The sequence below is a fragment of the Pectobacterium carotovorum genome, from assembly GCA_016415585.1.
GTDB lineage: Bacteria > Pseudomonadota > Gammaproteobacteria > Enterobacterales > Enterobacteriaceae > Pectobacterium > Pectobacterium carotovorum_K.
Map to the genome: position 1 here is coordinate 704,567 of CP066552.1, position 22,092 is coordinate 726,658.

At 48.0% G+C, this 22,092-nt stretch carries 18 protein-coding genes and 1 pseudogene; 17 read left to right on the forward strand and 2 right to left on the reverse strand.

Going from position 1 to position 22,092, the window contains the following annotated elements; genetic code table 11:
* Positions 1–9: 9 nt before the first annotated feature.
* The 10 genes from sctT (at position 10) to queG (ending at position 11,577) form a co-directional block, all read left to right on the forward strand.
* Positions 10–774, forward strand: coding sequence for a type III secretion system export apparatus subunit SctT (gene sctT / locus JFY74_03135; GenBank protein QQG29075.1), 765 nt, complete (start codon positions 10–12; stop codon positions 772–774).
* A gap of 15 nt (positions 775–789) precedes the next feature.
* The gene (locus JFY74_03140; protein QQG29076.1) at positions 790–1,905 is read left to right on the forward strand and encodes an EscU/YscU/HrcU family type III secretion system export apparatus switch protein; all 1,116 of its coding nucleotides are present in this window, start codon (positions 790–792) and stop codon (positions 1,903–1,905) included.
* A gap of 107 nt (positions 1,906–2,012) precedes the next feature.
* Positions 2,013–2,531: a type III secretion system translocator chaperone SicA gene (gene sicA, locus JFY74_03145; protein QQG29077.1), complete on the forward strand. Its 519-nt coding sequence runs from the start codon at positions 2,013–2,015 to the stop codon at positions 2,529–2,531.
* A gap of 20 nt (positions 2,532–2,551) precedes the next feature.
* Positions 2,552–4,453 carry a type III secretion system translocon subunit SctE gene (sctE, locus tag JFY74_03150; protein QQG29078.1) on the forward strand — a complete coding sequence of 634 codons (1,902 nt, stop codon included), beginning with the start codon at positions 2,552–2,554 and terminating at the stop codon, positions 4,451–4,453.
* Positions 4,454–4,501: 48 nt separating this feature from the next.
* Positions 4,502–5,779, forward strand: coding sequence for a hypothetical protein (locus JFY74_03155; GenBank protein QQG29079.1), 1,278 nt, complete (start codon positions 4,502–4,504; stop codon positions 5,777–5,779).
* Between the two features lie 320 nt (positions 5,780–6,099).
* Positions 6,100–7,080 (forward strand): IpaD/SipD/SspD family type III secretion system needle tip protein, encoded by a 981-nt coding sequence (locus JFY74_03160; protein QQG30434.1) that lies wholly within the window; start codon positions 6,100–6,102, stop codon positions 7,078–7,080.
* Between the two features lie 31 nt (positions 7,081–7,111).
* Positions 7,112–7,636 (forward strand): hypothetical protein, encoded by a 525-nt coding sequence (locus JFY74_03165; GenBank protein QQG29080.1) that lies wholly within the window; start codon positions 7,112–7,114, stop codon positions 7,634–7,636.
* A gap of 10 nt (positions 7,637–7,646) precedes the next feature.
* Positions 7,647–9,977, forward strand: a complete 2,331-nt coding sequence (locus JFY74_03170; GenBank protein ID QQG29081.1) for a hypothetical protein — start codon at positions 7,647–7,649, stop codon at positions 9,975–9,977.
* Between the two features lie 80 nt (positions 9,978–10,057).
* A complete protein-coding gene (locus JFY74_03175; protein QQG30607.1) occupies positions 10,058–10,312 on the forward strand; it encodes an acyl carrier protein in 255 nt (84 codons plus the stop codon).
* A gap of 125 nt (positions 10,313–10,437) precedes the next feature.
* A complete protein-coding gene (queG, locus tag JFY74_03180) occupies positions 10,438–11,577 on the forward strand; it encodes a tRNA epoxyqueuosine(34) reductase QueG (protein ID QQG29082.1) in 1,140 nt (379 codons plus the stop codon).
* Between the two features lie 527 nt (positions 11,578–12,104).
* Here the strand turns inward: queG and ahpF are convergent.
* Entirely contained in the window at positions 12,105–13,667 is a 1,563-nt protein-coding gene (gene ahpF / locus JFY74_03185) for an alkyl hydroperoxide reductase subunit F (GenBank protein QQG29083.1), read from the reverse strand.
* Between the two features lie 143 nt (positions 13,668–13,810).
* Positions 13,811–14,374, reverse strand: coding sequence for an alkyl hydroperoxide reductase subunit C (gene ahpC, locus JFY74_03190; GenBank protein ID QQG29084.1), 564 nt, complete (start codon positions 14,372–14,374; stop codon positions 13,811–13,813).
* A gap of 237 nt (positions 14,375–14,611) precedes the next feature.
* Between ahpC and JFY74_03195 the strand changes: the two are divergent.
* The 7 genes and pseudogenes from JFY74_03195 (at position 14,612) to hflX (ending at position 22,036) form a co-directional block, all read left to right on the forward strand.
* Positions 14,612–15,088 (forward strand): annotated as a pseudogene (locus JFY74_03195) (hypothetical protein).
* A gap of 5 nt (positions 15,089–15,093) precedes the next feature.
* Positions 15,094–15,576 (forward strand): tRNA (adenosine(37)-N6)-threonylcarbamoyltransferase complex ATPase subunit type 1 TsaE, encoded by a 483-nt coding sequence (gene tsaE, locus JFY74_03200; GenBank protein QQG29085.1) that lies wholly within the window; start codon positions 15,094–15,096, stop codon positions 15,574–15,576.
* Positions 15,573–17,261 (forward strand): N-acetylmuramoyl-L-alanine amidase AmiB, encoded by a 1,689-nt coding sequence (gene amiB / locus JFY74_03205; GenBank protein ID QQG29086.1) that lies wholly within the window; start codon positions 15,573–15,575, stop codon positions 17,259–17,261. The genes tsaE and amiB overlap by 4 nt, the downstream gene beginning before the upstream one ends.
* 51 nt (positions 17,262–17,312) lie before the next feature.
* Positions 17,313–19,298 (forward strand): DNA mismatch repair endonuclease MutL, encoded by a 1,986-nt coding sequence (gene mutL / locus JFY74_03210; protein ID QQG29087.1) that lies wholly within the window; start codon positions 17,313–17,315, stop codon positions 19,296–19,298.
* Positions 19,291–20,241, forward strand: coding sequence for a tRNA (adenosine(37)-N6)-dimethylallyltransferase MiaA (gene miaA / locus JFY74_03215; GenBank protein QQG29088.1), 951 nt, complete (start codon positions 19,291–19,293; stop codon positions 20,239–20,241). The genes mutL and miaA overlap by 8 nt, the downstream gene beginning before the upstream one ends.
* A gap of 120 nt (positions 20,242–20,361) precedes the next feature.
* On the forward strand, positions 20,362–20,661 hold the full coding sequence (gene hfq / locus JFY74_03220) for an RNA chaperone Hfq (GenBank protein ID QQG29089.1): 300 nt from the start codon (positions 20,362–20,364) through the stop codon (positions 20,659–20,661).
* A 94-nt stretch (positions 20,662–20,755) separates the two neighbouring features.
* On the forward strand, positions 20,756–22,036 hold the full coding sequence (gene hflX, locus JFY74_03225; protein QQG29090.1) for a GTPase HflX: 1,281 nt from the start codon (positions 20,756–20,758) through the stop codon (positions 22,034–22,036).
* Positions 22,037–22,092 lie beyond the last annotated feature (56 nt).

Genomic DNA, 22,092 nt, shown 5'->3' on the forward strand with positions numbered 1-22,092 from the left:
GATAAAATTATGCTGTTTGTTGCGTTTTACCTTAATTTTCAGCACAACGTGCTCATTTTTGCTATGGCCTACGCGCGACTGGCAATAGTTTTCTACATGTTGCCGGTATTAGGGGAGCGTGTATTGTCAAATCTGATAGTTAAGAACGTGATAGTTTCTCTTGCCATTATTGGCTTATGGCCTTGCTTTGAGCCGTTTGTTTCACCGGAACAAGGCTGGCTAATTGTCTTGGTGAAAGAGTGCGTCGTTGGCTTAATCTTAGCTATGTCCTTATGTTTACCTTTTTGGGTTGCGATTGGTTTGGGGGAAATTCTAGATAACCAGCGCGGTGCAACGATTAGCGACAGTATCGATCCCGTTAATGGTGTGCAAAGCTCTGTGTTGTCTGGCTTTCTGAACTTTGCATTCGGCGCGATCTTCTTTGCTCAGAATGGCATGCGTTTGCTGATGGAGGCGATGGCACAAAGTTATCGTGCTTTTCCGCGTGGCAGTGAGCTCGAAGGCTTTAACTGGATGGAAGCGGGGAATTTGCTGACGACCTTGGTGCAGAGCAGTATTATGCTGGCTGCACCGGTGCTGATTGTATTAATGATCTCAGAAATTCTACTCGGTATTTTTGCGCGCTATTGCCCCCAGCTCAATTCATTTTCACTGTCACTTACCATCAAAAGTTTCATCGCTTTTCTTGTTTTTTTGCTCTACGGCTTTCAAGCGTTGTCAGAAAAGCCCTTGAAGATGTTTTCTACGACGATATTTCAGAACTTTTTACCCTGACAGGGAGCTGAGACGATGGCTGAAAAAACGGAAAAACCAACGGATAAACGGCGTAAAGACTCGGCAAAGAAAGGGCAAACATTTAAAAGTAAAGATCTTATCACCACAACTATTTTGTTGGTCGGGGTCTATTACCTTTCCCATGCTATCGATTTTGGTCGTTTCTTCTCTCTTTATCATATGGCGTTATTACACAACGCTGACATGAATATAAGTGATTTCCTGATAGAACTTTCGCTTGTTTTTTTGCAGATTACGTTACCCTTTATCGCTGTTTGTGCATTAGTTGGGGCAGGGATGACTTTATTACAGACTCGATTTTCTATTGCATCAAAAGCAATAAAAATGAATTTTAAAGCATTGAATCCCATCGAGGGTATGAAGAAGATTTTTAATGTTAGAACAATCAAAGAACTCGTTAAATCTATCTGCTATCTTATCGTATTTATCTGTACTTGTTACAGTTTAGTACATAATGATCTCAAGCAGGCTTTAATTACCTATAATGGTAATATTCCTCAATTGGTTAGTGTCTGGAGTTCGCTGACGTTCAAAGCGGTGTTAGTTTTTATTGCCTGGGCTTTGTGTATTTTAGTCGCTGACTTTATTGCTGAGTATTTTATTCATTTTCGCGATATAAAAATGGATAAGCATGAGGTTAAACAAGAACGTAAAGAAAATGATGGTAATCCTGAAATTAAGAGTGCCAGACGCCGGATTCATCAGGAAATTCTTTCAGGGGAGGAGATGGCGGCAATTAGAAACTCTGAGGTCGTGCTTGCCAACCCGACCCATATTGCGATTGCTATTTATTTCAATCCAGAAGTCGCTATGCTCCCATTTATTGCTCTTCGTAGTACAAATATGAAGGCAAGGGCTGCCATTGCCTATGCGGAGAAAATAGGTGTGCCAGTTGTTCGCAATATTTTACTGACGAGAAGAATTTATCATTCTTATCGCAAGTACAGTTTTATTTCATTGAATGATGATGCATTAATGGACGTCATGGATATACTCGTTTGGTTGCGACAGGTAGAAGCCGCTGGGATTGTTTTACCAGAAGATACGATAGAAGATAATGCTCATGTGCCAGAACAGACTGAGCCATCGCCAGAAACGAAAACCCCCTGACTGTACGGTTTTTTGATATTAAATGTCGGTACTTAACAGTAGAATACGATTGTATTTCACTGTTTGTATTTGATTCGGGACGTTGAATTAACGGTGTAGAGGAAAGAATGATTAATGAAAACGTGACAGCCCCCCCCAGTGATGAAGATGAAGTCTATGATTACTCAATTGGCATTATTGATGCCATCCAGAGTGGGGCAACTTTAAAAGACGTTCATAATGTTTCTCATGAAACAATGAGCGATATTTATAAATTGGCTTATGATTTTTACTACCACGGAAAATTAAACGACGCTGAGTCACTTTTTCGCTTTTTGTGTATCTATGATTTCTATAACCCTGAGTATACGATGGGGCTGGCCGCAGTATATCAGCTGAAAGGAAACTACCCCAAAGCGATTGATTTCTATGCCTTGTCTTATACATTATCAGAAAATGACTACCGCCCGATGTTTTATGCTGGTCAGTGTAATCTGATGATGCGCCATTCTATACAAGCTAAAAAGTGTTTTGAAATAGTTATTGATAAATGCAGCGACCCTGTGCTGAATGAAAAATCTCAGAATTACCTACAAGCGTTAAATGAGATGAGTAATGACGAAGAGGTCGATAGCTCTGAGATATAAATAAAAAATGAGGATTAGTGATGGATATACCGCTTGATGGTTTTGGAACTCTCGATTACATCAGAGGAAGCTCAGAGGCTAGTCAGGAAGAGTTAAAACGACAGGGCGAGCTGACGAAGCGTTTTGGAAATTCGGCGTTAAAAAATCATTCCCAATTAGGTCAAGTCAAAGATGCTATTCAGGTATTACAGCCTGGGCAATTAATGAAGGTGTTGCAGAATACCCATCTTGCAATGAGCGGCAACGGTGAGAGAGCCGATCTTGCTCAACAGGATATTCCTCAATTGACGTTGCTGCAAGAAAGTGGGGAGGCTGATAATAGTGATAAAAATGCTCGTGCAGATAAACGCCTCAGCACCTCTGCCGAAATGAACGCGCTGTTAGGAAAAATAGCTCAGCTTACTAATGACAGCTCAGTTGGAAAATTGAATGCACAAGTTCACAGCTATAACGCCATGATGGCGGGTACGGAAAATGCGTATTCTGAACTGGCCGCGGCGCTTGAAACACAGGGAACGCAGTGGGCTGGCGATGCTGATGCTCTGAACGCTGCACAAAAACAGGCGAATAAGCTAGAACAGGATGTTAACAATGCGCAATCCTCACTGAATAAAGCGCAGGGTACGTTGAGCGATCTGGAGCGTCAGGCCGCGGCGCAGGATCCAGTTTCTCCGGAATTAGAACAGCAAATTGATGAAGCCAGAAACGCAGTGGTAATGGCTCAGGCTAATTTAACTAGTGCCAAATCTGCGCACGACAATTTCGTTGCGGGTCCACTCGCAACTGCAATTAAAGCGGAAAATGCGTCTCGTGCGGAACTCAATACGACGCAAGCTAAGTCTAACACTATGGTGAACTCCCTTTCGCCGCAGCAGCAGTTCGCCGTTGAAAGCCAACGTAAGCAGCGCGATGAGAATACGAAAAGCCTCACATTTTTAATGGCTCTGATATCGCAGCTGATTAATCAGAGTGCGAATGAGGATCTGAGTGCCTCGGCCGAATTGAAACAGAAACTCTCTGAGGCCGCCGCCAAAGATGCGGAAAAAAAAGCGAAAGAATACGATGAACAGGTTCGTAAAGCCGAAGAACTGCAAAAAACCATGGGGTGCATTGCTAAAGTCTTGGGGTGGGCGATCACCGTAGTGGGAGTTGTTGGGGCAGCCTTTACGGGAGGGGCCTCTCTGGCCATCGCAGCTGTAGGGCTAGCGTTAGCAATTGGTGATGAAATATGCCAAGCCGTTAATGATGGGTATTCTTTCATGCAGGCTGCGCTGAAGCCTTTGATGGAGCATGTTATGAAGCCGCTGATGGAATTTATGGCCAAAATGTATGCTCAGATTCTTGAATTATTTGGTCTCGATAAAAGTACATCTGAGTTTGTAGGCCAAATTCTGGGGGCGATTAGTGCGGCAGTGATATTGATTGCTGCGATGATGGTTGCTGGCAGCGCGGCAAGTAAACTGGGCGATGTCTTCATGAAAAAGCTCGGTGGTGACGTTGCGAAAAAAGCTATTCAGAACACAATGCACAAAATGATGGATAACGTGGTCGGTGAAACGATTAAAAAGATGAGTGGGGGGATTGGGCGTGCGGTTGCTATGGACTCAGTTAAAATGGGGCAGATAGCTGTACGCATGAGAATGGCAACAACCATCGCCTCGTTTGCCAATACCACGATACAAACGACAGGAAATATTATTACTGCGGATATGATGGTTAAGGCGGCAAAAACAAAAGCCAATATGATAAATGATATTGCGCTACAGGATCTTTTAAATGAAATGATGGATCGCGCAATGGATAGCTATACACGGCGTGTAGAAAGCGCGAATGAAATTATTAAAAACATCTCTACCGTTGCTGATAATCAAATGCAGGCGGGTAAATATATTACCAAACGAATGAGAGCGGTGGGGGCGTAGTGACGACCCCCACTCTCTATATTCCATAAATAAAAGAGGTTATCCACTATGATTAGTCCTGCTATTAATAACTCTACTGTTTCGGCTCAACAGTCGTATCGATCTCTGATTGATTCCACCGGGAATGCAGCCAATACGGCTACCCTTCCGAAAGGGGAGGGGCCAAAAGATATTATTGCATTGGTGACGCAGCTTGGCGTTAATAATCAGTATAACCAGAGTTTGGTGTTAACGGATATTAATGCTCAGCCCGTTTTGTCTGTACCTACTACCCGTAGTATCCGTAGTGATGAAAAAATGGGAGCAGAGCAGAAGATGACGTTGGTTAAATTAACTGAGAGCCTGCAGAAAGGCGCGGATGTTAATACGCTTTATCGTCTTGCAGCTGCCGCTTCAAGCTTAATTCCTTCGCAGGCTAGTATCGCCCTGTTAAATAATAAAACAGGCGAGAACAGTAAATTTGCGATGGAGCCGTTGACGACGAATTCGGTTTCCTCGAGTGGGAATACTCGTGCAATGGCTCCCGTTGCAGGAGGAACGGATATTACTGCCGCAAATGCTGCTGAGAAAACACCAACCACTAGAACAAAAATGTTTGATACGGTGATGCTGAGTACCCTTAATAATATTATCGTCACGGCCAATCAACAGAATACTTCACATAGCCAGGCATCAGCTCGGTCTATGCAAAATGTGGTGACATCGGCAAATCACGTTGGAAATAAACATATTGATGCAGAAAAGCAGCGGATGACAGGGGTGATTTCCGCTAGTTCTGTAGGCCTTGCAGGGCAAGGGGGAATGACACTGGCCTCAATGAAATCGCTGAGAGCAGAATCTATGTCAATCAAGGCTAATTTGGGTGATGCCGCTGATATTGAAAACCTCACTGGTCTTCACAAAACAGCAGTCACTAGCGGCTCTGACGCGATGGTAAGTAAAGGAATAGCACCAGATGCCGTAATGACGGGAGAGATTAGCAAGTCGCAACCGGATTTTGTGCAACAAGCTGCTACTCGACGGCAGAAGCATAGTCGAGTCGTTAATAGTACGCAGAAAACTCGCGTAGGCACAGAGTATGGCAATCAGGTGTTTCAGTCGACTCAAAAAGCGATTGAAAGTGGCTTCAACGTTGCTGCTTCCAGAGAGTCTAAAGAGGCGGAGCTGGCGCGTGCCAACCAGTCAGTTAATAGCGAAGTCTCAAACGCGCACCAGCAGTCAGCGAAGAAAGCGGCTGAAACAGAGGCTGCAATGCGCCAGATGCAAGAAAGTGTATTGCGCAATAATAATGATGCCGCATCGTCTATTTCAGGGCGGATGGGCTAATTTTTTAGTCAGCGTTATTAAGCGGAGAGATTATTTCCGCTTTTCTGCATTATCTCTTTAGTTGATCGCTTTATGGTTTTTAGACAAATACGCCATGTAGAATATTACGATCATAGGAACCTATTATGAATACTGCTATATTACCAGGTCAGTTACATTCTCTCATTTATACTCAGGGGGGGGTAAATAAAAACCACGCTGAAAGTTATACTGTTTCAGAACCTGTAGTTAATATTACGTTATTGAAAATATTACTATGTCAGTTGGCTACCTCGGCAAGCAAGGATATTCCTACGCTTGAGGCGAAAAAAACGCTGGAAATGATAGGGAAATCTCTATCAGAAAATGGTGTGGATATTGACAGCCCGAATCTCGAACACGGTAATGTTGGGGAGGGCGCGGGACAGAAAAACAATGTGTTTAATCGTATAGGCATGGTGCGTTCTGATGTTTTAGAAAGTAAAGTACTGAGCCATGATAAAGAATATATCAGCACGGCTGAAAATATAAAGCAAAAAATTAATAATGACAACTTAATGGCCAAGTATGCTAATAGCCAACTGTATTTAGCGAGAATAAATATTGAAAAAACAGCGGGAGATGAAATTAGCCATGCTAATGAAAATGGCAAACGTAATGGAGAAATCACTACGAGCACTAGCTATGCGGAGCTATGGGCGGTAATTGCCAATGCGATTCAAACGATAAAAGAAGATTATGTAGATTTCTATGCTGATTTAATGAAGCAGTATACTGATATGTATGAAGCCTATAATGAACATGTACAAAAGGCTTCCTCGGAGGCGGTGTCCGCAGGGAAAGATGGCAACACCGTCGCATTCGATCAGAAGAAAATGGAGGACGGATATACTGCTTTTGATGCGTATGTGGCGGCGAATTCACCGGCTGGAGAAGTAAAAAATTGGGCCGATATGACGCCGGAAGAAAAAAATGACATGAGAGTCACGCTTGAGCCTGCCTATAAGATTGTTGAGGTTGAGGATGAGGATGGTAACTGTCACGGCTCTATTGAATTTAATCTCGATCAGTATGATAAGACCGTGAAAAATTCTTATCCGGCAGCAAAAAATCAAACGGGAGTATATGAGCCCTCTACTTCTAGCTATCAGGCCTGGCTCGCGACCTTTAATTCCACCAGTAGTGCATTGCAAAGTAATATGCAGTCATTCGCCCAGCGCTATAGTCAAGCGAACAATACATTTGATAATTTAAATAAAGTATTAAGCGGTGCAATTAGTGCACTAGGTGAAAGCGCCAAAGACGTTTTCAAAGCGTTGTAATCATATAAATTTTCACATTAAGGTGAGTATTATGCTAGGTGTTTTTTCAGGTAATAGTGTATCGAGTGATATAAACTGGAACTATATAAATAATAATTACGAGGAAAAAATTAAGGAGCTGGAGATACAGCAGGAGAGAACTGCTAGTGAATATTTGGCAAGTGCTCAATATTCCAATTGTCATTCTCAGGGTTTTGCCAAACCTGTTAGTTCATCTGCTCGTCCTGCTAGTGATTTCCCTCAAAATATGAAATCCGTTAGCGCTTATAACGATAGACCACAGGAAGTCACCACTCAACCACGTCGTTTACCTGGGAATAGCGTTATAGCAGCAGTTGATACTCCGGAGCAACGAAATACTATAAATGAGCTGCTTAGCATTTATCATGGTAAATACAAAACGCCAAGTGAATACCTTGACAATAATGAGCTTGAGCAGTATGCCGCCTATTGCAGTGGCTGGAAAGTAGGTTTTGAGACTGCATCGAGACCAGAACCACCTGAAGAGATGACTTTTTTTTCATCTTGCCTCTCATGTTTTAAAACCGACGATTAAGGTGTGTTAAATGCCGACTATTAATACAGTTCCCACCTCGACGGTGGTTTACGCTGATGTTCACGCTGAGCCTGGAATAAAAAAATCAGGTGATAGTTCAACGCTGCTAAATGCTATTAAACATGTTGATAGTTCAGCGATTGATGATTTTAAAAAGAAACCAAATGAATCAGAATGTGCAAGAAAGGCATTCGATGAGCTTGCTCGTAAGGGATTTTCTGGCAATAATTCTCATCTTGAATTTCGTGATACTCAATTATTCAATCGTCAAAGGGAGGACGTGAAAAATATATTAGGCATAATTTGCCCTTATATATCTGATGAAAAAGATAAAAAAACATTCGACAATATTATTCATACGCTGAGTAAGGATAAGGAATATTCATGGAAGGAATGGACACAAGAGAATAAGCTTGGTAAAGCAATTTCTGAGTTAATGATTCGTTATGGTAGCGAGGCGCTTAGACAATTTGTCGAAGAATATCGTGATATCTGCGTTGATGCCTGGAAAGAATACCATCCTGGTCTTGAAACGAATTGTGATGAGATTTTCACTGAACAAGAGCGGCGTTATGCTGCGTTAGTCGGTTCGATGAAAGACGATTTAATTAAAACACAGGAGGGAAATACCTTTTTGGCGTTGAAGTATTATGCCGCCCAATTCAAGGACCTTAATGTCTCTTTGGCTAAGACATTGCGTCATCACCTATCCGAATCAACATCCCAGACAGATCGAGCACTTAACCCTGAACATCCTGCTGCTAAATCACCCGATGCTGGTCTGGGAGTGCGGATGCCGGAGGGGGGGGCGCAGCCATTCACCTTTAATCCCACCTTTAATCCCACCGTGAGTCCCATCATGCTGAACTATGGAGGTAAGTCTTCAAGCTCAGGGAATGATGATCACCCAGGGTTAGTGAATAATACGGGGATGAATTGGAATGCTGCTTTTGATTCTGTTCTGGCAACAGGTGATTTGACCGAGGAGACCAAGGCTAATTTATTGAGTGATATAATAAAAGCGGCTTCTCCATCCGCTTTTATGAACGGCGGTGTACTCCCTAATTTGCAGCGTGTCAGTGCGTACACGCCGGATAACCCCCCGCAGCCACACTGCGTGTTAACTTCAGCACAGTCGGATCCAACAAAGAAAACTACCCAGACGCAGCAGGAGTCAGCAGAGAAAACTACCCAGACGCAGCAGGAGTCAGCAGAGACAGCTACCCAGACGCAGCAGGAGTCAGCAGAGACAGTGGAGCTGAGGCGTCACCACTTTAATGGAACCAGAACCCCATCCACAGTAGCGCAATCTCCTGCGTTTCTAAATGAACTGAAAGAGACGCTTGCCGCTCGTAACGCAGCAGGGCAGACAAAAAGCCCTGAAGATATAGAGAAGTTTATAGCCGAACACCGTCAGCAGAAGTCTACCGTCCAAACGCCACTCGATGAGCATCTTGAGGCAATAAGGAAAGGGGTACCGCTAAAACCGATAGCTGGAACTACCGCATCATCAACTAATGAGTCCAGGAACGAACAGAAAGGTCATATTGAACTAACGATTGAAGACTTGGGGCTAGGTCCGGAGGCAGATGACATCGTGTACTATCAGCAGGAGCCTACCCCTCCAAGGATTCCGACGCCGCCTCCGTTCCCGAATCCCGCTTCTTTAATGTCACCTAATGGGGCAGGGAATGAACCGAAAGATCATATTGAACAACCAGGCAAAGTAAAGATTGAAGACTTGGGGGAAAATTCGGAGGTAGATTCGGAGGCAGATGCAATCGTGTACTATCAGCAGGAGCCTACCCCTCCAAGGATTCCGACGCCGCCTCCGTTCCCGAATCCCGCTTCTTCAATGTCACCTAATGGGGCTACGAATACTAACGAGAAGGATGTTACCGATTCGGCTTCAAAGGTGAAGCAGAAGCCTCTGTACACGTCGCCTCATAACGTCAAGACAAAGTCCAGTAGGACTAAAGTGAACCTTCAACGTAAGGCTGAAAACGCTAAGTCGCAGGACATTTTTTTAAATCGCAATGAAACGAAGTGGATGCCGCCAACAAATGGCTCAGCATCACCAGAGATTGATGATCGAAGCAATCAGCCCTTAAGGACATCACCATCCTTACAGGATCTAAGTTCGCCGTCACCATCTGCTTCTATCTACACCACTAGTCGTACTCCTGACATGTTTAACCGTCGTCAAAGCAAAGAGCCGCAGCATTTTAATCGGATCGAAGTCAAAGGGGGTTTAAGACGTTCTTTAAGCTGGTCTTCCCTGAGCGACAAGCTCCAACAGGAACAGGAAGATAAGCTTAAAAAATCAACGATGAACTCTTGATATGAACAGAGGCGCGAATAAGCCGTCGATAAGCGCTTCAGAAAAGCTGGGACAATTTAAAAAACCAGCGGAGGTGAAGGTTGGATTCATTGCTAATAAAAGACAATGTGTTTGAGTTGATATGTGATGTTATTTATCAGGTTAATGGCACGGCTCCTGCTGAGATTAAAGCACAGGATAGCTTGATCAAGGATATTGCAATGGATTCCGTGGAGTTAGTTGATTTTCTGATAAAACTGGAAGATCTTGGCTTGGTGTTGGAGCGTTCACAAATCACGAGTAAGCTAACGGTCGAGCAGGTTGTTGAACTTATGATGGTGGCGTTGAGGCAGTAAGGCTCCGTCTGTTGGCTATTGTCTCGGGAAACTGGGACAATAGCCGACGCTGTTAACCATGAACCTCAGAATATCCTTGTTTTGTGATAAAATCGGGACAATACAGTATATTTTTACGGTTCTCCATGCCATATCCCTACGATCTCAATGAATTAGCGCAACACATCAAACAATGGGGACAGGCATTGGGTTTCCAGCAGGTCGGTATCTGCGACACCGATTTGTCCGCAGAAGAGCCTCGACTTCAGGATTGGCTGGATAAGCAATACCACGGGGAAATGGACTGGATGGTGCGCCACGGCATGCTGCGGGCGCGTCCGCATGAGCTGCTGCCCGGCACACTGCGTGTCATCAGCGTACGTATGAATTATCTTCCCGCCAAAGCCGCATTCGCCAGTACCTTAAAAAACCCAGAACTCGGCTACGTTAGCCGCTATGCACTGGGTCGCGATTACCACAAGCTGTTGCGCCAGCGTCTGAAAAAGCTCGGCGACCAGATTCAGGCATACTGCGGTGAATTGAATTTTCGTCCCTTTGTCGATTCCGCTCCCATTATGGAACGCCCTTTGGCTGCGAAAGCCGGACTTGGCTGGGTTGGTAAACACTCACTCATTCTGAACAGAGAAGCCGGCTCCTGGTTCTTTCTGGGTGAACTGCTGATCGATTTACCCCTACCCGTCGATCGCCCACAGGAAGAACAGTGCGGCCGATGCGTCGCCTGCATGACCACCTGCCCAACTGGCGCGATTGTCGCCCCTTACACCGTTGATGCCCGTCGCTGCATTTCCTATCTGACCATCGAATTGGAAGGTCCGATTCCTGAAGAATTTCGTCCGCTCATGGGCAATCGCATCTATGGCTGCGATGACTGTCAGCTGATTTGCCCGTGGAATCGGTTTTCACAGCTTACCGACGAGGCGGATTTCAGCCCGCGAGCCGCGCTGCATACGCCAGAGCTGCTGGCGCTATTCGGCTGGAATGAAGAGAAATTTCTGCGAATTACGGAAGGGTCTCCGATCCGGCGCATCGGCCATCTCCGCTGGCTACGCAATATTGCCGTCGCACTGGGGAATGCCCCCTATCAGGATAGTATCGTACTGGCGCTGCAAGCCCGTTTGGGTGAAAGCGAACTGTTGGATGAACATATCCACTGGGCAGTTCATCAGCAGTTGGAACGTCGCGCGTCACTGGAAATTGACGTCCAATCCACACAGAAAAAGCGACTTATTCGTGCAGTAGAGAAAGGATTACCGCGTGATGCGTGAGCCGCTCAAACTCTTGTCATCAGTTTGTCGCACGCGCTGTGAATAAATAAAAAAAACCGTTGCCAATCAACTGTCACAAAAAGTACAAGCGATCGTTATAACGTTTTATAAGTAAAATTTATGAATAGATATCAATAAGATACTCTACAGTATTTTATCAACAACATAGCGTGATTAATAAATAACCAACAGACAGCCTGTGGATAAGTCTGTTAAGAAGAATATGATTTTTTGTATTAACTGATAAAAAATGATGTGGATTGAGGTAACGCTTGTGCTCGAAATATGATGCTGTGTAGACAGTAAAAAACGGGCAACAGCACAAAGCGGCGTGCATTATGAATTTCTTATCGTCCTTTGGCAAGGGCTGAGATCTAATTTTTACGATCGAAAGAAAAATTCTACGATCAAAAGCAAAAACGCGGCGACACCTCTTGATGAGGCATCGCCGCGCGGAACGTTAAGATCGTCGTCGGAGAAACAGAAGAATGGCAAATATATCCACCTTCGTCCTCAACAGGCCGATGTTATGCACGGGTTCTGATCAAATAATCAAAGGCGCTCAAGGACGCTTTTGCGCCTTCACCCGTCGCGATGATAATCTGCTTGTACGGCACCGTCGTACAGTCGCCGGCAGCAAAGACCCCTTTCACGCTGGTTTCACACTTGGCATCGATCTCAATTTCACCGATGCGGTTTCTGGCTACCGTACCTTCCAGCCAGTGGGTGTTAGGCAGCAGGCCAATCTGCACGAAGATCCCTTCCAGCGCTAAATCGTGTACCGTATCGGTAATACGATCTTTATAGCTCAGCCCCGTCACTTTCTGCCCATCGCCTTTCACTTCAGTGGTTTGCGCATTCAGGATGATGTCAACGTTCGGCAGGCTACGCACTTTTTCCTGTAATACAGAATCTGCTTTCAGTTCTGGAGCAAACTCAAGCAACGTGACATGTTTCACCACGCCAGCCAGATCGATAGCCGCTTCTACCCCAGAGTTTCCGCCGCCAATCACTGCAACGTGTTTGCCTTTAAACAGCGGGCCATCACAGTGCGGGCAGTACGTTACGCCACGTGTACGGTACTGATCTTCGCCGGGTACATTCATGTTTCTCCAGCGTGCGCCAGTCGCAATGATCACACTGCGCGCTTTCAGCGTCGCGCCGGATACGGTGATCACCTGATGCGGTTTACCCGGTTCACCGCCAGGAATGAGGGCCTCTGCACTCTGCGCGTCAATCACGTCGACATCGTAGTCATCAACATGGCTCTTCAGCGCGGTCGCCAGTTTGGCACCTTCCGTTTTCGGCACGGAAATATAGTTTTCGATATCGACGGTATCCAGTACCTGACCGCCAAAACGCTCACCGACCAAACCGGTACGGATGCCTTTACGCGCCGAATAGACCGCCGCTGCTGCCCCCGCCGGACCGCTACCGATGATTAACACATCATAGACGTCACGCTGGTTCAGCTTCTCAACCTGTTTAGCGCCGGCGCCGGTATCGATTTTAGTCACAATCTCAGCCAGGCTCGTCCGCCCTTGACTGAAGTGTTCACCGTTCAGGAAAACGGTAGGAACGCCCATCACATTACGGCTTTGAATCTCATCCTGAAACACGCCACCGTCAATCGCGGTATGGGTGATATTCGGATTCAACACCGCCATTAAATTCAGCGCCTGCACCACGTCCGGGCAGTTGTGGCAGGACAGCGAGTAATAGGTTTCAAAGTGGAACGAGCCGTCAAGATGACGGATCTGATCGAGCAATTCTTTCGCTTCTTTCGACGGATGGCCGCCCACCTGCAATAACGCCAGAATCAAAGAAGTAAATTCGTGTCCCATCGGCGCACCAGCAAAACGCGGGCCGCTTTGAGAGCCAGGATTGGTAATCAGGAATGAAGGCTTACGTACTGCCAGATCATTCTTTTCAATAAAACTTACCCGATCGGACAGCTCAGCAATCTCAGCCAGCAGAGTTTTGACTTCAGCAGATTTGGCGGAGTCATCCAGAGTCGCAATCAACTCAACAGGTTTGGTTAATTTTTCCAGATAGGCTTTCAACTGGACTTTCATCGTATTGTCGAGCATCGGTCGTCCTTAATTAGGCAAATAGGTACAAAGGCAAAATCGTGCAGGGTGCTGGCCCCAAAAGCCGGGCCAGAAAAATCGGGTGCAACGCACCCGACAAAAAAGGCCATGTTTTCTACAGTTATGTTTTCCGAGGTGTTAGCTTAGATTTTGCCAACCAGATCCAGAGACGGAGCCAGCGTAGCCTCGCCTTCTTTCCACTTGGCTGGGCACACTTCGCCTGGGTGAGAAGCAACGTACTGGGCCGCTTTCACTTTGCGCAGCAGGTCAGATGCATCACGGCCAATACCTTCTGCCGTGATTTCTACCGCCTGAATGATGCCCTGTGGGTCAACGATGAAGGTACCGCGATCGGCCAGACCTTCTGCTTCGCGCATGTTTTCAAAGTTACGCGTCAGTTGGCCCGTTGGGTCACCGATCATGGTGTATTTGATTTTGCCAATGGTTTCAGAGCTGCTGTGCCACGCTTTGTGCGTGAAATGGGTGTCGGTGGAAACAGAGTAGATTTCCACGCCACGCTCTTGGAATTCGTCGTAATAGTCAGCGACATCACCCAGTTCGGTCGGGCAGACAAACGTAAAGTCAGCCGGATAGAAGAAGAACACGCTCCATTTGCCTTCGATGTTCTTCTCAGTCACTTCAATGAATTGACCGTCTTTGAAAGCCATGTTTTTGAATGGTTTAACTTGGGTATTAATTACTGACATCACTTTATCCTCATGTGTTTTCGCATGTGGCTAAAGTACAGAAACGTGATCGCTATCACCAATCCGTTGTCTTTATCGAATCAATAAGCAATACCTAACTTGCGATCTGCTACGTCAGGCGCACTCGGTATATTAAAAATCGCTTTAACTAGCATACATAGCAATAGTGGGTAGCGAGGGAATTGAACCAGCCTTTGTCTCGTAGCCGCGAATTCTCTTTCACTCTGCGATTTAGGAATAGTGCGAGTACTTACTTACAACCAGTATCCGTTGGCGTCTCTGGCGGTTGACCTACGTTAATGGTGCAAGAGTTGACGACAAAGGCTGGAATAGGCGGATGTCGTGGTGATTGAACCCGATTTAGGGCAGGATGACTGGGATAAAAGCGCGCTGCGTCTGGTAGAAAATTGTAACAAACCCATGTTGTGGGATGCGGATATGCTTAACCTGCTGGCAATCAATCCGCATAAGCGGCAGAATCGCGTGCTGACACCTCACCCCGGAGAGGCGGCACGTTTACTAAGTTGCCGCGTTGCTGATATCGAAAGTGATCGATTACTTGCGGTCACAACGTTGGTTAAACGCGATGGCGGCGTTGTCGTATTAAAAGGTACGGGAACGGTGACTACCCGCGATGATCGAGAAGAGGTTGCCATTTCTGATGTGGGAAATCCCGAGCCGATGTTTTTAGAACCGATGTTTTTAGAACAATAGATAGAATGAAAAAAATAGTCTTACTTCTGCCGGATGAGGCAGCAACGATCTCTTTAGGCACGGCGCTGGCGAAAGCCTGTGGCGGTGCTTGTGTTATCCACCTTTATGGCGACCTCGGTGCGGGGAAAACGACGTTTAGTCGCGGGTTCCTACAGGCGCGCGGTCATCAGGGCAATGTCAAAAGCCCCACTTATACGCTGGTCGAGCCTTATGCGTTATTGCCGCTGGCGGTCTACCACTTTGATCTCTATCGACTGGCCGACCCGGAAGAGTTGGAGTTTATGGGGATCCGCGATTATCTGACACAGGATGCCATTTGCCTGATTGAATGGCCGCAGCAGGGGGCTGGTGTGCTGCCCGAGGCGGATATCGAACTGCGTTTGCGCTATCAGGATCAGGGCCGACAGGCTGAATTGTCCGCTGTCTCTGCGACGGGAGATGCGATGTTACAACGTTTTTCTCTTCAGCCAGGAACAACAGAATCATGATGAGTCGTATGGTTAAGCTGTTCATCGGCGTATGGCTGTTGCTGGCAGGAACGGCGTGGGCAGCCAATCTGTCGGATATCAAGGTGGACAATGCGTCAGGCCAGGCCACGGTACGCCTGAGCTTTAGCGGTCAGCCTATTTATGCTTTTTTCCCGCTCAGTAACCCCGCCAGAGTGGTCATCGATATTCGTCAGACTGGCGTCATTCAGGGCTTGCCGTTGGATTTCAGCGGGCAAAATCTGATTAAGCGTGTGCGAACCAGTAACGCGCAGGACGCACAAAGCCTGCGCTTGGTGCTGGATTTAACCCAGGCGGCGAAAACGCGGGCGGTGACGCAAAAAGAAGGCTCGGGTTACGTTGTTGTCTTCACTATCACCGGTGATAAAGCGAAAACGGTACAAGCCTCAGCGCCTCCGGCTTCACGACAGCAAAATAGTGCGCCGGCAGAACCCGCCAAAAATCCGTTTACCAACAAGCCTACTGTTGTCGTGAATAGCAATGCGTCGTCTACTACGCGATTGCCGGCCCGACAGGATAATGAACGGATTGTTGTGGCGATTGATGCCGGTCACGGTGGACAAGATCCTGGTGCGATTGGGACGAACGGGCTGCGGGAGAAAAATGTCACCATTTCTATCGCGCGTAAGTTACAAGCCTTACTGAATAGCGATCCGGCCTTTAAAGGCGTGCTGACGCGCGATGGCGACTACTTTATCTCCGTCATGGGGCGTTCGGACGTGGCGCGTAAGCAGGGCGCAAACCTGTTAGTGTCGATTCACGCGGATGCTGCGCCGAACCGCAATGCTAAAGGTGCCTCTGTCTGGGTGCTGTCCAACCGCCGCGCAAACAGCGAAATGGCAAACTGGCTGGAACAGCATGAGAAACAGTCTGAACTGTTGGGCGGCGCGGGCGATCTGCTGGCGAACAGCAGCGCGGACCCTTACCTCAGCCAGGCGGTGCTGGATCTGCAATTTGGTCACTCCCAGCGCGTTGGGTATGACGTCGCGACCAAGGTGCTGCGTGAGCTCCAGCGTGTTGGAGGGCTGCATAAACGACGCCCTGAGCACGCCAGTCTGGGGGTGTTGCGCTCGCCAGATATTCCTTCTCTGTTGGTGGAAACCGGGTTTATCACTAATGTCTCGGAAGAGCGGCTCCTGGGGAGTAACGACTATCAGGAAAAACTCGCCAATGCGATTTATCAGGGGCTGAGAAGTTATTTCCAAACACACCCGATGCAATCCGTTCCCAAAAACACGCTCCCAAAGCAGGAAAGCCGCCCACTACAGTCGGCGGCAAGTGATACAGAAGCGTCGGTTGGTAGCGTAACGGCGGCAAAAGCGAGTGCGGGTAGCACGCGTCATACCGTTGCGCGTGGCGAAACGCTCTCTTCGATTGCTCGGAGTTATGGCGTCAGCCTCGCAGCCATGCGTGATGTGAATAAGCTGAACAAGGACATCGTCTGGGTTGGGCAGCGTTTGAAGATTCCGGCGACAGGGACGAAGCAGACGGCATCAACGCCCGCGCCCAAAAAGGCCGCGCCGGTGAAGCATAAGGTCGTAAAGGGTGATAGCCTGAGTGCGATTGCTGCCCGTTACGGTGTCAGCATGAAAGAGATCCAACAGGCGAATAATATGCGCTCCGGTACGGTACAGTTGGGGCAAACGCTGGTTATTCCGTCTGCCTGATTCTTCATGCTGACGATGTCGATAGATTGAGGATAGTAAGAGGGATACGCTATGCCGATTCAGGTGTTGCCACCGCAACTGGCTAACCAGATCGCTGCCGGAGAAGTGGTTGAGCGTCCGGCTTCGGTCGTGAAGGAACTGGTGGAAAACAGTCTGGATGCAGGTGCGACCCGGATTGATATCGACATAGAACGCGGCGGTGCGAAGCTGATTCGCATTCGTGACAACGGTTCAGGCATCGGAAAGGATGAATTAACGCTGGCGTTGGCGCGTCATGCGACCAGTAAAATTGCTACGCTCGACGATCTGGAAGCGATCGTCAGTATGGGGTTCCGCGGCGAAGCGTTGGCAAGTATCAGTTCCGTCTCCCGTTTAACGCTGACATCGCGCACCGCCGAACAATCTGAGGCCTGGCAGGCCTACGCCGAAGGGCGTGACATGGCGGTGACAGTCAAGCCAGCCGCCCATCCTGTAGGCACCACGCTGGAAGTGCTGGATCTGTTTTATAACACGCCCGCACGCCGTAAATTTATGCGCACGGAAAAAACCGAATTCACCCACATTGATGAGGTGGTACGGCGCATCGCGCTGGCGCGTTTTGATGTCGCCATTACGCTGCATCATAACGGTAAGCTGATTCGGCAGTATCGTGCTGCGTCGGATAAAAGCCAGTATGAGCGCCGGTTGGGTGGCATTTGCGGTGCGACATTCTTACAGCATGCGCTCGCCGTGTCATGGCAACACGGCGATCTCACCATTCATGGCTGGGTTGCCGATCCGGTTGGTGCCAAGCAACTGCCTGATATGCAGTATTGCTATGTGAACCAGCGCATGATGCGCGATCGGCTCATCAACCATGCCATCCGGCAGGCCTATCAGGATCAACTGAGTGACGATCAGCAGCCCGCCTATGTGTTGTATCTGGAGATCGACCCGCATCAGGTTGATGTCAATGTGCATCCAGCCAAGCATGAGGTACGGTTCCATCAGGCTAGGTTGGTGCATGACTTTATCTATCAGGCCGTGATGTCCGTTCTGCAACAGGCATCTTCACCGGCGCTTGGCATGACAGAGCCGGAGACCGGGAAACCCGTGCAATGGCAGCAGGAAAATCGCCCTGCCGCTGGCGAAAACCATTTTGCCCAGCCGTCACGTACCGATAGTTCTCCGCCGTATGGTGGGAAAACGCCGCGCGCGGGTCATTCCGGTTCGGCGCGAGAATCGGCCTATTCCGGCTATCAGCCAGAGAATCCGTACCAGAAAAAGCAGGGTGAGCTGTATAAAACACTGCTGCAACCGACGGATAACGTAGCAAGTGTACCGCCGCCGTCTGGCGAGCGTATTTCTGTACCGTCGAATCACGTGATGTCGTCGGATGTCGTTGTGCCATCGACGGTATTGCATGGCACGACAACGACGAAGAGTCATCAGCAATGCTCACCGGCTGAGTCGCCTCTGGAAAGCCAATCGAACGGTTTTGGGCGAGTGTTGACGGTTTATCCGCCGTGTTATGCGCTGCTGGAGTACCATAAGGGATTGGCGATGCTGTCGCTTTCCGTTGCTGAACGTTATCTGAAAGCGGTGCAGTTGACGCCGTCGGAAGAAGGGCTGCGGGCACAGCCGTTACTGATTCCGCAGCGCCTGACGTTGAGTAAATCTGAACTGAACGTTTTGTCTGCCCATCACGCTTTGCTGGCGCGTTTTGGTATTGATGTCGTGGTTGAGTCACAGCGTGCCACATTGCGTGCCGTACCTTTACCATTGCGCCAACAAAATTTACAAAACTTGATCTCCGAACTGATAGGCTATCTGGCCGACTATCAGACGGTTGAGACACAGCAGGTAGAACCTGGCGAATTAGCGTCGTGGATGGCAACGCGATTGCAGAGCGAGCAGGAAAGCTGGAACCATTCTCAGGCCATACAATTACTGGCGGATGTCGAGCGGCTTTGTCCGCAGTTGGCGAAAACGCCGCCGTCTGAACTTTTATCGATGATGGACATCCAGGATGCCATCAAGGCTTTAAAGCATGAATGATGTAGAAAACGCGCCGTTGCCGCCCGCTATTTTTATCATGGGGCCGACGGCGTCAGGAAAAACGGCATTGGCAATGGCGTTACGAGAATATTTGCCGGTAGAGTTGATTAGCGTAGATTCCGCCCTCATCTATAAAGACATGGATATTGGGACGGCGAAACCAAGTGCGGAAGAGCTGGCACTGGCCCCGCATCGGTTAATCGATATTCTCGATCCGACAGAATCCTATTCTGCGGCTGATTTTCGCCGCGATGCGCTACGTGAGATGGCAGACATTACCGCTGCCGGGCGCATTCCCCTGTTAGTCGGGGGGACGATGCTGTATTTCAAGGCGCTGCTGGAAGGGCTTTCTCCTCTGCCTCCAGCCGATGTTGCAGTGCGCCAGCGCATTGAAGAGCAGGCAAAAGAAATCGGCTGGGAAGCGATGCATCGGCAGCTCAGTGAGATCGATCCGGTAGCAGCCATTCGGATTCATCCAAATGATCCGCAGAGACTCTCGCGAGCACTGGAAGTTTTTTTCGTTTCAGGCAACACTTTAACTGAACTGACAAAAACGTCTGGCGATGCACTGCCTTATCAGGTTCATCAGTTTGCTATCGCCCCGGCGACGCGTGAATTGTTGCATGAGCGGATTGAACAGCGTTTTCATCAGATGTTGGCGGCAGGTTTTGAGACAGAAGCCCGGACATTGTTTGCCCGGCATGACCTTCATACGGATATGCCCTCTATTCGTTGTGTTGGTTATCGCCAGATGTGGTCATATTTATCCGGTGAAATCGATTACGATGAGATGGTTTATCGGGGAGTTTGTGCGACGCGTCAGTTAGCAAAGCGTCAAATGACCTGGCTGCGCGGTTGGGATGATGTCTGCTGGCTGGATAGCGAAAAACCGACTGAAGCACTGGACAATGTTATACAGGTTGTTCGTGCACAGGTTTGTTAGTGCATAGGTTGAGTGATTGTGTACAATCGGTGAGTCTCAGCGTGCAAGTTTTTTTACACCGTTATTTTAGAGCCATAGGGTTCTTTGTTACAAACAACATACAAATAAGGAAAATATAGAATGGCTAAGGGGCAATCTTTGCAAGATCCGTTCTTGAACGCTTTGCGTCGTGAACGTGTTCCGGTTTCGATTTATTTGGTGAACGGTATTAAGTTGCAAGGTCAGATCGAATCTTTCGATCAGTTCGTGATTTTGTTGAAAAACACGGTAAGTCAGATGGTTTATAAGCATGCCATCTCTACAGTTGTTCCCTCCCGCCCAGTTTCTCACCATAGCAACAATCCAGGCGGCAGCAACAATTATCACGGTAGTAACACGACTGCTCAGCAGCAGTCGCAGGAAGCTGATGACGCCGAATAAGGCGTATTGTCAATTCACCACGGCGCGGGAGAGCTGGACGCATCGCTCGGCTCCTTCGCTGTGGTGTTTTTTGCTCGTTTGAGAGGTTATTCGCTTGTTTGACCGTTATGAATCAGGTGAACGGGCTATATTAGTTCATATTTTCTTTTCGCAAGATAGAGATACGGAAGATCTACTGGAGTTTGAGTCTCTGGTTTCTTCTGCCGGTATTGAATCCTTGCAGGTTGTTACGGGTAGCCGTAAATCGCCTCACCCCAAGTATTTTGTCGGGGAAGGTAAAGCTGAAGAAATTGCTCAGGTAGTAAAAGAAACGGGCGCGTTTGTCGTGCTGTTTGATCATGCGCTGACGCCTGCTCAGGAACGTAACCTGGAGCGTTTGTGCGAGTGCCGAGTGATCGATCGTACCGGACTGATTTTAGATATTTTTGCCCAGCGCGCGCGTACGCATGAGGGGAAATTACAGGTAGAACTGGCACAACTGCGCCACCTTGCGACCCGACTGGTTCGCGGTTGGACGCACCTTGAACGTCAGAAAGGCGGTATTGGTTTGCGTGGCCCGGGTGAAACCCAGCTTGAAACCGACCGTCGTTTATTGCGTAACCGTATCAGTCAGATACTGTCGCGTCTTGAACGGGTAGAAAAACAGCGTGAACAAGGGCGCCGGTCACGGGTTCGTGCCGATGTCCCCACCGTTTCACTGGTGGGCTATACCAACGCGGGTAAATCCACGTTGTTTAACAAGATTACATCGGCGGGCGTCTATGCCGCCGATCAGCTATTTGCCACACTGGACCCAACATTACGCCGCATTCAAGTGGATGATGTCGGTGATACAGTGCTGGCGGATACCGTAGGTTTTATCCGGCAGTTGCCCCACGATTTGGTGGCTGCGTTTAAGGCTACATTACAGGAAACACGTCAGGCCTCGCTGCTGCTGCACGTCGTTGATGCTGCCGATCCTCGTCTTGACGAGAATATCGAGGCAGTAGATGACGTACTAGCGGAAATCGAGGCAGATGAAATACCTGCGCTCTTGGTAATGAACAAGATTGATATGCTGGATGATTTCGTTCCGCGTATCGATCGCAACGAAGAGAACCTACCGGTACGGGTCTGGCTTTCAGCACAGACCGGCGACGGTATTCCGTTGCTATTTCAGGCATTAACTGAGCGGCTTTCCGGGGAAATCGCGCAATATACCTTGCACCTTCCCCCGCAGGCAGGACGCTTGCGTAGTCGTTTTTACCAGCTTCAGGCAATAGAAAAAGAATGGATTGAAGAGGATGGGCAAATTGGTCTGGTTATTCGTATGCCGATTGCTGACTGGCGCCGCCTCTGCAAAAAAGAGCAGGAACTGATGGACTATATTGTCTGATTTGACTGGCAGAAACAGTCTGAATGGCCGAAATAGTCTGACGGACTCTGGGATAT